We start from the raw sequence: 12,252 nt of genomic DNA on the forward strand, positions 1-12,252 counted from the left end.
AACACTGAAGATCCACTGTGGGAGCGAGCTTGCTCGCGATAGGCCGCAGGCCGCTCTCAGCGTTTCACAGCAACCGGCTTGTGCAACTCAGCCCGCTTGCTCAGCAAATCAAACACCGCCGGATACGCCGGCCGTTCGATATAGCGCCCGGCCCCGCGTTCGGCCCGCAGGTCGCCGTCGGCCCAGACCACGCGGCCCTGGCTGATGGTGTGGCTGGGCACGCCGCGCACGGTCTTGCCTTCGAAGATGTTGAAGTCCACCTGCTGATGGTGGGTCGTGGCGGAAATGGTCCGCGTGCCTTGCGGGTCCCACAGCACCAGGTCGGCATCGGCGCCCACACGAATCGCGCCTTTGCGTGGGTAGAGGTTGAAGATCTTCGCCGTGTTGGTGGACGTCAGCGCGACGAATTGCTGCATCGAAAAGCGTCCGCTGTTCACGCCTTCATCCCACAACACCGCCATGCGGTCTTCGATGCCAGCGGTGCCGTTGGGGATCTTGCTGAAGTCGTCGCGGCCAGCGGCTTTTTGCTCGGCGCAGAAGCAGCAGTGGTCGGTGGCGGTAGTGTGCAGGTTGCCCGATTGCAGGCCATGCCAGAGTGCCTCTTGATGGCCGCGAGGACGGAATGGCGGGCTCATCACGTAACCGGCGGCGGTTTGCCAGTCCGGATCGCGGTAGACGCTGTCGTCCAGCAGCAGGTGCCCGGCCAGCACTTCGCCGTAGACCGGCTGGCCCTTGCCCCGCGCGTAGGTGATTTCGTCCAGCGCTTCCTTGGTCGAGACGTGCACCAGGTACAGCGGCGTACCCAGGGTTTCGGCAATGCGGATCGCCCGGCTCGCGGCTTCGCCTTCAACCTGTGAAGGGCGCGACAGGGGATGCGCTTCCGGCCCGGTGATGCCCTGGGCCATCAGCTTGCGTTGCAGGTGATAAACCAATTCACCGTTTTCCGCGTGAACGGTCGGCACCGCGCCCAGTTCCAGACAGCGTTCGAAACTCGCCACCAGGGTGTCATCGGCGGCCATGATCGCGTTCTTGTAGGCCATGAAATGCTTGAAGCTGTTGACGCCGTGCTGGCTGACCAGCTCGGCCATTTCCTCGCGGACCTGTTCGCTCCACCAGGTGATGGCGACATGAAAACCGTAGTCCGACGCCGACTTCTCGGCCCAGCCGCGCCACTGATGGAAGGCTTCGAGCAAGGATTGCTGCGGATTGGGAATCACGAAGTCGATGATCGAGGTGGTGCCGCCGGCCAGTCCCGCCGCCGTACCGCTGTAGAAGTCTTCGCTGGCCACCGTGCCCATGAAGGGCAGTTGCATGTGGGTGTGCGGGTCGATGCCGCCGGGCATCAGGTATTGGCCGCTGCCGTCGAGCACTTCGGCGCCAGCAGGAACATCGAGTTTTTCGCCGATGGCCTTGATCACGCCGTCTGCGCAATACACATCGGCGCGATAACTTTCATCATGGGTAATTACGGTGGCGCCACGGATCAACAGAGACATTCCGAGTTCCTCGCAGGCAATGACCGGCTTATGCCGGTTCTAGATGTTCTATATAAAAACAGCCCGGACAGATTTATTCCTGTCATCGCTGTCAGGATTAAACGCTAGCTGCAGTTATCCGAATCGGCAAGAATATTTTTTATAAGCTTATGCTGTTATTAACTAATTGATATTTAACGATTAAATGCAAGAGTCACCAAAATGGTGAGGCTGCTCACCATTTTGACGCACTTGACAGGATCGAAAAATAGTCAAGATTTCTTATGTGAAATCAGCTGTTTGAGTATGGTCTATGGTTGATGCGCGGCCATTGAAAAAAAGATCAACGCACCAGTTTGAGTCCTGACTGTCCGGACAACTTGCCTGGCATTCGGCCTGAGTGCCCTGACAATTAGTCGAGTCAGCGAATAAAACTGATAAACATCAGTTGGTTGCAATGTGTTTATGGAACTGCCCGATGCGTAATCGGGGTACACGGCACGCTTATTGATGCCGCCAGCCCCTGATGAGCAACAATAATCAAAAGAACAGTGGAGCGGCCATGCAACAGATCAGATCGCAAGTGACCGAGCGCGACGGCTTGTTCGAGCTCGAAGCCGGCAGCGATGTCCTCGACAGTCCCCGTTACAACCACGACATTGCACCGACCAGGGTGCACGAACGCACCTGGAACAAATGGCACATCACCGCGCTGTGGGTGGGCATGGCGATCTGCGTGCCGACCTACACCCTCGGTGGCGTGCTCACCGCGTACTTTGGCTTGAGCGTCGGTGAAGCGCTGCTGGCGATTCTGTTCGCCAACATCATCGTGCTGATTCCCCTGACCCTGAACGCCTTTCCCGGCACCAAGTACGGCATTCCCTTTCCGGTGCTACTGCGCTCGTCCTTCGGCGTGCTCGGTTCCAACATTCCGTGCCTGATTCGCGCCCTGGTGGCGTGTGGCTGGTTCGGCATCCAGACCATGTTCGGCGGGCTGGCGATTCACCTGTTCCTCGGCTCGGTGTTCGAGGGCTGGAAATCTTTGGGCGGTACCGGCGAGGTCATCGGCTTCATGGTGTTCTGGGCACTTAACCTGTGGGTGGTGATTCGCGGCGCCGAGTCGATCAAATGGCTGGAAACCCTGTCGGCGCCGCTGCTGGTGCTGGTGGGCGCAGGCCTGCTGGTCTGGGCCATGCCCAACGTGTCGATGAGCGAATTGCTGGCAATCCCGGCCAAGCGTCCCGAAGGCGCCGGCGTGGCCAGCTACTTCGCCGCCGGGCTGACGGCGATGGTCGGCTTCTGGGCCACGTTGTCACTGAACATTCCGGACTTCAGTCGCTACGCAAAAAGCCAGAAGGACCAGATTGTCGGGCAGATCATCGGTTTGCCGCTGACCATGTTCCTGTTCGCGTCCCTCGGCGTGGTGATGACCGCGGCCTCGGTGAAACTGGTGGGGGTGACGGTTTCTGATCCAGTGACGCTGATCGGCCATATCCAGAGCCCGGTTTGGGTCGCACTGGCGATGGCGCTGATCATCATCGCCACGCTGTCGACCAATACCGCAGCCAACATCGTGTCGCCGACCAATGACTTCCAGAACATCGCGCCCAAGGCGATCAACCGCACCAAGGCAGTATTGCTCACCGGGTTTGTCGGGTTGGCATTGATGGCCCATGAGCTGCTGAAAAAACTGGGCCTGATTGTCTCGGACGTCAGTCTCGAAACCGTCTATTCCAACTGGTTGCTGGGTTATTCCAGCCTGCTGGGGCCAATCGCCGGGATCATGGTGGTGGATTATTTCCTGATCAAGAAGCAGCAACTCGACCTTGCCGGGCTCTACAGGGACGACGTGTATCCGGCGTGGAACTGGAGCGGGTTCATCGCGTTTGGTGTGCCGGTGGTGCTGACGCTGCTGTCCCTGGGCAGCGATGCGTTCAGCTGGTTCTACAGCTATGGCTGGTTTACCGGCTCGGCGCTGGGTGGGGTTATTTATTATGGGTTGAGTGTGATGCGGCCTAGCCCATCTGTCGCTAAATCTACGGTGTAAGGGAGGGCCTCATCGCGAGCAAGCTCGCTCCCACAGGTTTTGTGAACACCCGAGAACCCTGTGGGAGCGAGCTTGCTCGCGATGGCGGCCTCAAGTTCACCGACGAAATACCTGAAGAAACACACAAGAACAGCCTGAGGAGATCATCATGAACGCGGCCGTAGACGTTCTGCAGTCCAGCCATCAGCACATCAACCGCGACCGCCTGTGGCAATCGCTCATGGAACTGGCCAGGCTCGGCGCCACGGTCAAGGGCGGCGTGTGTCGCCTGGCCCTGACCGACCTCGACCGCCAGGCCCGGGACACCTTCGTCAAATGGTGTATCGATGCCGGCTGCAACGTCAGCATCGACGCCGTCGGCAACATCTTCGCCCGTCGCCCCGGGCGCAATCCCGACCTGCCACCGGTGATGACCGGTAGCCACATCGACACCCAGCCCACCGGCGGCAAGTTCGATGGCTGCTTCGGTGTGCTGGCGGGCGTCGAAGTGTTGCGCACCCTCAACGACCTCGACATCGAAACCGAAGCACCGCTGGAAGTGGTGGTCTGGACCAACGAAGAAGGCTCGCGCTTCGCCCCGTGCATGATGGGTTCCGGCGTGTTCGCGGAAAAATTCACCCTCGAGGAAACCCTGGCCAAGGTCGATGCCGAGGGCGTGACGGTCGGTGAAGCACTGAATGCCATTGGCTACGCCGGCCCACGCAAAGTCAGCGGCCACAAAGTCGGCGCTTATTTTGAAGCCCACATCGAGCAAGGCCCGATCCTGGAAGACGAACGCAAGACCATTGGCGTGGTCATGGGCGCCCTCGGGCAGAAATGGTTTGACCTCAAGCTGCGCGGCGTCGAAGCCCACGCCGGCCCGACTCCGATGCACCTGCGCAAGGACGCCCTGGTCGGCGCCGCGGTGATCGTCGGTGCGCTCAATCGCGCCGCCCTCAGCCATCAACCCCATGCCTGCGGCACCGTCGGTTGCCTGCAAGCCTATCCCGGCTCGCGCAACGTTATCCCCGGCGAAGTGCGCATGACCCTGGACTTCCGCCATCTGGAACCGGCGCGCCTGGACTCGATGATCGCCGAAGTGCGCGAAGTCATCGAAACCACCTGCGACGAACACGGCCTGACCTTCGAACTCACGCCAACGGCCGACTTCCCGCCGCTGTACTTCGACAAAGGCTGCGTCGAAGCCGTGCGCGGCGCCGCCCAAGCCCTGGGCCTGTCGCACATGGACATTGTCAGCGGCGCAGGCCATGACGCGATCTTCCTCGCCGAACTCGGCCCGGCCGGGATGATCTTCGTGCCCTGCGAAGGCGGCATCAGCCACAACGAAATCGAAAACGCCGCGCCGGATGACCTGGCGGCCGGGTGTGCGGTGCTGTTGCGGGCGATGCTGGCGGCTTCGGCGGCGGTGGCGAAGGGCGAGTTGGCGGCCTGAGCCTAAAAAGATCGCAGCCTGCGGCAGCTCCTACGTCGGTTGCCTGGCCAGACTGCACGATCATCAACCGCTGCGGTCGTACTCTTCACAGGGGCCAAAATGGCCCGTCGCGTGTGTGGAGAGCCCATGAGCCAGGACGTCCTGAGCACCGATACCAATCGCCGCCAGTTGCAGCAAATCATCGCCGGCGTGTCCGACGGGGTGATTCTGCTCGATCCCGACCAGAGCATCCTGTGGGCCAACGAGGCGGCGCTGGCCATGCACGGTGCCTCGCAGATCAGCGACCTGGGTACCAACGCCAAGGCGTATGCCAAACGCTTTGCCCTGCGTGATCGCAACAATCAGGTCGTACCTGCCGACAGCTACCCGATCAACCGGGTGGCCCGTGGCGAGACGTTCAGCGATGTGCTGGTGAAGGTGACTTCGGTGGCGGACGAAGCGCGGTCCTGGGTCCATCGCGTGCACAGCCTGGTACTGGCCGACAACCACGGCGAGCCGGAATCGCTGGTGTTGATCATGGACGATGTCACTGACCGGGCCAGCGCCGAGCAACGTTTCGCCACAGCGTTTCGCCTGTCGCCGGTGCCGATTCTGCTGTGCGGCGCGGCTGATCAACGGGTGCTGGACGTTAACGAAGCGTTCCTCGATACCTTGGGTTATCCCGGGGAGGACGTGCTTGGGAGCAGCATTGCGCAGATCGATTTCATCTATGACAAAAACGCGCGCATCTGGCTGTTCGCCGCGCTGGAGAAAACCGGCCGCCTGGACCGCATCGATATGCGCTTGCGCCGAAAAGACGCCGGGCTGATCGATTGCACCGTGTCGGCGAACACCGTGAACATTCAAGGCAACCCCTGCTATCTGCTGGTGCTGATGGACATCACCGAGCGCAGGCGCATCGAGCTGGAACTGGTGTCGGCCATCGAGGAAACGATGAAGGACGCCTCATGGTTCAGCCGCACGCTGATCGAAAAACTGGCCAATGTGAAGAACGTCAATTCACCGAAGTTGCCCAGTGTGTCCTTCACCGACCTGACCGCCCGTGAGCGCGATGTGCTGGGCCTGATATGCGAAGGCCGGGCCGACAAGGAAATCGCCGCGCGCCTGAAACTCGCGCCGAACACCGTGCGCAACCATCTGGCGGCAGTGTATTCCAAGCTCGAAGTGCACAGCCGCAGTGAAGCGATTGTCTGGGCGCGGGAGCGGGGACTGTTCTCCAGTGAATGGCGGCCCAAGGGGCAGCGCTAAAGGTGCAAATGCCACCGGCCGGGCTATAAGTGATTCGCAGATTTTTATTTTTGTGGCAGGTGTGTGGATTTTGCGCGCCGGTTCTGTTGTCACAAAAAATGTGTCTATCACTTATCGCGGGTCAACCTATGAAAACTCTTGGGAAACGCGTTATCTCACCTTTGTCGCTGGCATTGTGCGTAGCGATCCTCGGCGGCTGTGCGAGTCCGCCACCCCCTCCAGCAGTCACTCCGCCACCTCCTGAACGCACCTGCCAGGCCATGGATAAAACCGATGTCCTCGGTGATGTACGGGCCGAAGACGGGCAAGTGACCCGAGTCACCACCACGACTCGTTGCGTCACGCAGTAAACCCGAGCTGCTCGGGGTGATGGTGATTTCCTTCATAGTCGTCTTGGGCGGCGGGGTACCCGGGACTTGCTGATTGGCGCCACGTCTCCTAGGGCTGTGGCCGACTGGCGTTCCTGGCGAGGTACAGCACTGCCCCCCGTCATCTCAAAAAACCTGAATGATTTGTAGGTCATGAGTGGTTTTTATCGCAACTTGTTCTAGTTGACCTGTCAGTTATGACAGTTTCCGGTGTGGCGATTTTTCCTGATAGTTAACGGACTGTTTTTTCATGAACACCGTTGAAAAGGGAAACGCCGCCATGACCGCCAATCTAAAAGCTGCAACCGCTGCAACAAGCCCTTGGGAAGATGCCACGTTGTTGATCAACGGCAAGAAAGTGGAATGGGGCGCGAAACCTGTTTTTATCCGTGGGCAGGTGAACGATGTGACGGTGGAGGCTCCACCCGCGCTCGCCAGGGAGCTCAATTTGGGGCTGGCTGAGGACGGCGGCTTGAGCATCGTTGCGTCGCCGGATTTTGGCAACTGGGTGGTTCCCGTCGATGGCAAGTTCAGTTGGAAAATTACGCCGGGCGCTGGCAAGAGCGGTCGTATGAAGCTGGTTTTTTTCAGCAGGGAAGAGGTGCAGTCGTGGGACCACCGAAGCCCGGTGATTTCGATCAATCTCGCCGATGAAGCTGAGGTTTTACTGGACGGTATTCCAATATCAGAAAGCGGTGTGGATCTTATCAGCGGCGAAACAAAAAAAATCACCTTGGCTTACAAAAATGGCAATCATTTGCAAGGTATTCCATTAGCGCTCGATTGGATTCCCAACCGCTGGCTTAAATATGAAGATCTTCAAAGTAAGCCACCTCTTAAAGAACTGTCCAGTAGGCATGAGTGGAGCATTACTGGCGCTGAAAAGGAGGGAACGTTCAAATTTAAAATTTTCAATGATGGAGCGCAGGCGACACTGCTTACACCGACTAACAGATTGGTGCCTGCTTATAGGTTAAGGTACTTGGCGCTGATGGGGGGTGAGTATATAGAGCTACCCGGTCCTCCGATTGAAATAAACGTGGTGACAGGTACCTACTACATGCTTATCCGAGTTAGAAGACCCGACAATTCTCCGGTAGTGGGAGTCTCTGTTACATTTAATGTTTATGGTTATACCCCTACAACGAAAACTACCAATTCTGACGGGGTCGCGTCTCAGCTATATATATTGCTTTCGGGTAAACGAGAATGTTCTACGGTAATGACAATGGATGGCAAGGAATATGTGGGGAAGTTGCTTTTGAATGTTACATCGCCGAGTGAGAATGAGATAAATAAATAATCGCCTCGTCAGATGATTGAAAAAGAGTGAACGTTCATCGTCGAAAGTAAAAAGGCAGCCAATCGGCTGCCTTTCTTTCATTCGGAAATCGAATCAGGACAAGAACCCACCATCCACATTCAACGAAACCCCAGTGGTATAGCTCGAAGCATCACTGGCGAGGTAAAGCACCGCACCCGCCATCTCACTCGGATCCGCCACGCGCTTGAGCGGGATCTGCTGCAAAGCGGTGTTCAGGATGGCTTCGTTTTTCACCAGTGCCGAGGCAAACTTGGTGTCGGTCAGACCCGGCAGCAAGGCATTGCAACGAATCCCGAACTGCGCGCACTCCTTGGCAAACACCTTGGTCATGTTGATCACCGCTGCTTTGGTCACCGAGTAGATGCCCTGGAAGATCCCCGGCGAAACGCCGTTGATCGAGGCGACGTTGATGATGCTGCCGCCGCCGTTTTCGCGCATCAGCTTGCCGGCTTCGACCGACATGAAGAAGTAGCCGCGGATGTTCACGTCGACGGTTTTCTGGAAGGCGCTGAGGTCGGTGTCCAGCACGTTGCAGAACTGCGGGTTGGTCGCGGCGTTGTTGACCAGGATGTCCAGGCGGCCAAACTGTTCCTTGATGCCGGCGAAGACCTGGCTGATCTGTTCCATTTCGCCGATGTGGCAGGCAACGGCGGTGGCCTTGCCACCGGCGGCGATGATCGCGTCGGCGACGTGCTGGCAGCCTTCGAGTTTGCGGCTGGAGACGATCACGTGGGCGCCTTGCTGGGCCAGCAGTTTGGCGATGGCTTCACCGATGCCACGGCTGGCACCGGAGACGAAAGCGATCTTGCCGTCGAGGTCGAACAACTGAGTCTTGGACATGGAATTCCCTTGTAATGAAGCCGATCAGAGGCTGGATTTCGAAATGACCTGCAAGCTCATCTGCTCCAGCAACTTGTTCATGTGAATGAACTGCGCGAAGCGTTTGTCCTGGGTCTGGCCGTGGTAGAAGCGGTAGTAGATCTGCTGCACGATGCCGGCCAGACGGAACAGGCCGTAGGTGTAGTAGAAGTCGAAATTGTCGATGCGAATGCCCGAGCGTTCGGCGTAGTAGTCGACGAACTCGCGGCGGGTCAACATGCCCGGCGCGTGGCTTGGCTGGCGGCGCATCATCTGCACCGGCGCCGGATCATCGGCTTCGATCCAGTAGGCGAGGGTGTTGCCCAGGTCCATCAGCGGGTCGCCGAGGGTGGTCAGTTCCCAGTCGAGCACGCCGATGATCTGCATCGGGTTGTTCGGGTCGAGGATCACGTTGTCGAAGCGGTAGTCGTTGTGCACGATGCTGGAGGTCGGATGGTCGGCCGGCATCTTGTCGTTGAGCCAGGCCTTGACCACATCCCATTGTGGCGCATCGGGGGTCAGGGCCTTTTCGTAGCGATCGCTCCAGCCTTTGATCTGCCGCGCCACGTAGCCTTCGGGTTTGCCGAGGTCACCCAGGCCGTAGGCGTTGTAGTCGACGCGGTGCAGTTCCACGAACTTGTCGATGAAACTCTTGCACAGGGCTTCGGTTTTCGCCGAATCCAGGCCCAGCTCCGGTGGCAGGTCCGAGCGCAGGATGATGCCGTTGACCCGTTCCATGACATAGAACTCGGCACCGATCACCGATTCGTCGGTGCAGTGCACGTAGGCTTTCGGGCAGTACGGAAAACCGTCGCGCAATTGATTGAGGATGCGGAATTCACGGCCCATGTCGTGGGCCGACTTGGCCTTGTGGCCGAAGGGCGGGCGACGCAGGACAAATTCCTGTTCGGGGTATTCCAGCAAGTAGGTGAGGTTTGAAGCGCCGCCCGGAAACTGGCTGATCTGCGGCAAACCGCTGAGCCCCGGAATATGGGCCTTGAGGTACGGATCGATCAGGCTGGCATCGAGCTCTTCGCCGGTGCGGATACGGGTGGACTGGTCGTTAAGCGCCATGCTTATCCCTTCTGCTTATTCTGGAGGCCTGAAACTATTGGCTAATCTAATGCGCACATTGCGCACCTACAACCGCGAACGGCTCTTATAGGTGAGCGTGTTGCCGGCCAATCATTGCTTTTGATACAGCTGTTTGAATCGCCATCAAAGGGCGACCCGGCTCTTGGCGGGCGGTAAGTCGATCGGCGTCAACACCGGTTGGCCGGAGAAAAACGCCACGAGGTTCTTGCCCACCAGTTCCACGGTGCCTTGGGTGGCTTCCGGGGACAGCCCGGCGACATGGGGCGTGAGGATTACGTTGTTCAGGGTCTTGAGCACATCCGGCACCTTCGGTTCGGCGTCGAACACATCCAGCGCGGCGCCGGCGATCCGGCGTTGCTCCAGGGCGGCGATCAGGTCAGCGGTGGCAATCACGCTGGCCCGGGCGATGTTGACGATAAACCCCTTGGGGCCCAACGCGTCCAGTACCTGGCGATTGATCAGGTGCCTGGTACCCTGGCCGCCGGGCGTGGCGACGATCAGGAAGTCCGAGGCGTGCGCCAGTTCGGCCGGCGTCGAGCAGAACGTGTAGGACACATCGTGGCGATGCTGGCGATTGTGGTAGCTGATGCTCATGTCGAAACCGGCGCTGGCGCGTTTGGCGATGGCCATGCCGACCGCGCCGAGGCCCAGGATGCCCAGGCGTTTGCCGGCCAGGGAAGGGCGCATGATCTTCGGCCACTCACCGCGCCGTACGGCGGCATCACAGCGGGGTATGTCGCGCACCAGCGACAGCAGCAGCGCCATGGCATGGTCGGCGACGGACGAGGCGTTGACCCCGGCGCCATTGGTGGCGGTGATGCCCCGGTCGGCGGCGGCCTGCAGGTCGACGTGTTCATAGCCGGCACCGATCACGCAGATGATCTTGAGGTTGGGCAGGGCGGCGATTTCATCGGCATACAGCCCCAACGGGCCACGGGTGAGGACGGCGTCGATCTGCCCGGCGTGGCGGGCGATGGCTTCGGCGCGCTCGGCGGGCGTCGGGGCCAGAATCAGGTGAAAGCCCTGATGTTCGAGGATGGGCAGGTAATCATTGATGGTTTCAACCAGTACCAGGACGGTTACAGGCATGCTTGGCTCCCTGTGGCATCGTAAATCGGCTCGAATGTCACTTGAGATTGCTGATTTCAGGGTGGCTTGGCAACCACCAGCGATCGCAGTGCAGGAGCTGGCGAAGCCTGCGAGCTTTTTATTGCGTGGGGGGGAGTCGCTTCACTTCGACTGCGTGAGAGCGGCCCGGGCGGCCTCGAGAAACTCATCCGACAACGGATCGCCTCGGGTGGCTCGGGACAGCATCAGCGCACCGAACATCAGCGAATACTGCACCAGCGCCTGCTGCCGCTTGCTGGCTTCGTCCTCTGCGTCCAGCAGCGAGCCGAGGGAGTCGAGCAGGTTGTTCAGGCCCTGCAGATAGGTTTGGCGCAAGCCGCTCTCGGCGGCCTCATGGCACATGTCCCCGGCGAAGGCCACCACCGGGCAGCTGTCGCCCGGATTGTCCCGGCTTTCGTTGGACAGGTAGGTTTCGACCACGGCGCGGCGGGAGGCGTCCTTGCTGTCATGCTCGGCCACCCGCCCTAGCCAGCGTTGCGCCGCTTGCTCGAAAGCCCGGCCGCTGGCCTCTTGCGCCAGGGCTTCCCTGGATTCGAAGTGCCCGTAGAAACCGCCGTGGGTCAGGCCCGCGGCGGCCATCACATCGACCACGCTGATCCCGTGCAAGCCGCGTTCGCGAAACAGCCGGGTGGCGGCTTCGACGATGGTCTCGCGGTTGAGGTCGGCTTGTTTGCGGGAAACTCGGGGCATGGGTCATTCTCGGTTTGCATGTTGAACATCAGAGGGCGTACTGGGCAATTCCGTTGCCAAACGACCAGTTCTCTTTTTTCACTTCCACCAGATTAATGAAAACGTCCTCCAGGCGCACCGCCAGCTCTGCATTAAGGCTTTCGGCGATGGTTTTGTAGAGGCGTTTTTTCTGCTCGACGGTTCGTCCTTCGCTCATGGTGATCTGGATCACCACCAACTGGTCCGAGCGGTTGATGCCCAGATAACCGGGGTCAAAGATGAAATGCTGCTCGTCATGTTCGGCGAGGATCTGGAAATTGTCGTGTTCCGGTACGCCAATGGTCTGGCGCATGGCGGCATAGATCAATTGGCCGATGCGTTTGGCGTGGGTGGGGTCCTGATGTTTTTTGATATCGACGCGAACCAGTGGCATGGGAAGACTCCAGGAGGAATGCAGGTCGGTTAAAAATACATGACGCTTGACCTTTATCAAGTGGTGAATGCTGTCTGGCGATGAAACGTAGCCTCAAAAACACTGCAATTCCTTGTGGGAGCGAGCTTGCTCGCGATGGCGGTGTGTCTGGCAAGTAGATGTTGGATGTGCCAAA

Annotated in this window: 10 protein-coding genes; 4 read left to right on the forward strand and 6 right to left on the reverse strand. The window is 59.2% G+C overall.

All coding sequences use genetic code 11. The features are described from left to right. Positions 1-56: 56 nt before the first annotated feature. On the reverse strand, positions 57-1,496 hold the full coding sequence (gene hydA / locus AC3IT9_RS12805) for a dihydropyrimidinase (RefSeq protein ID WP_150759726.1): 1,440 nt from the start codon (positions 1,494-1,496) through the stop codon (positions 57-59). A 541-nt stretch (positions 1,497-2,037) separates the two neighbouring features. On the opposite strand from hydA, the gene AC3IT9_RS12810 reads away from it, so the two are divergent. The 4 genes from AC3IT9_RS12810 to AC3IT9_RS12825 all read left to right on the forward strand — a co-directional run bounded on the left by AC3IT9_RS12810 (position 2,038) and on the right by AC3IT9_RS12825 (position 7,873). Then, positions 2,038-3,522: an NCS1 family nucleobase:cation symporter-1 gene (locus AC3IT9_RS12810; RefSeq protein ID WP_150759725.1), complete on the forward strand. Its 1,485-nt coding sequence runs from the start codon at positions 2,038-2,040 to the stop codon at positions 3,520-3,522. Positions 3,523-3,670: 148 nt separating this feature from the next. After that, complete coding sequence (locus AC3IT9_RS12815; RefSeq protein WP_489273288.1) at positions 3,671-4,954, forward strand: Zn-dependent hydrolase; 1,284 nt, start codon at positions 3,671-3,673, stop codon at positions 4,952-4,954. Positions 4,955-5,080: 126 nt separating this feature from the next. Then, a complete protein-coding gene (locus AC3IT9_RS12820; protein WP_489273289.1) occupies positions 5,081-6,202 on the forward strand; it encodes a helix-turn-helix transcriptional regulator in 1,122 nt (373 codons plus the stop codon). Positions 6,203-6,820: 618 nt separating this feature from the next. Beyond that, on the forward strand, positions 6,821-7,873 hold the full coding sequence (locus tag AC3IT9_RS12825) for a hypothetical protein (RefSeq protein ID WP_489273290.1): 1,053 nt from the start codon (positions 6,821-6,823) through the stop codon (positions 7,871-7,873). Between the two features lie 93 nt (positions 7,874-7,966). On the opposite strand, the gene AC3IT9_RS12830 is transcribed toward AC3IT9_RS12825, so the two are convergent. The 5 genes from AC3IT9_RS12830 to AC3IT9_RS12850 all read right to left on the reverse strand — a co-directional run bounded on the left by AC3IT9_RS12830 (position 7,967) and on the right by AC3IT9_RS12850 (position 12,077). Then, positions 7,967-8,734: an SDR family oxidoreductase gene (locus tag AC3IT9_RS12830; protein ID WP_008046696.1), complete on the reverse strand. Its 768-nt coding sequence runs from the start codon at positions 8,732-8,734 to the stop codon at positions 7,967-7,969. 24 nt (positions 8,735-8,758) lie between these two features. After that, on the reverse strand, positions 8,759-9,826 hold the full coding sequence (locus tag AC3IT9_RS12835) for a phosphotransferase family protein (RefSeq protein WP_150754674.1): 1,068 nt from the start codon (positions 9,824-9,826) through the stop codon (positions 8,759-8,761). Between the two features lie 144 nt (positions 9,827-9,970). Beyond that, on the reverse strand, positions 9,971-10,936 hold the full coding sequence (locus AC3IT9_RS12840) for a 2-hydroxyacid dehydrogenase (protein WP_489273291.1): 966 nt from the start codon (positions 10,934-10,936) through the stop codon (positions 9,971-9,973). 141 nt (positions 10,937-11,077) lie between these two features. Then, positions 11,078-11,665 (reverse strand): TetR/AcrR family transcriptional regulator, encoded by a 588-nt coding sequence (locus tag AC3IT9_RS12845; RefSeq protein WP_489273292.1) that lies wholly within the window; start codon positions 11,663-11,665, stop codon positions 11,078-11,080. 28 nt (positions 11,666-11,693) lie between these two features. After that, complete coding sequence (locus AC3IT9_RS12850) at positions 11,694-12,077, reverse strand: tautomerase family protein (protein ID WP_353742791.1); 384 nt, start codon at positions 12,075-12,077, stop codon at positions 11,694-11,696. Positions 12,078-12,252 lie beyond the last annotated feature (175 nt).

The organism is Pseudomonas sp. KH_046_1, assembly GCF_057839025.1.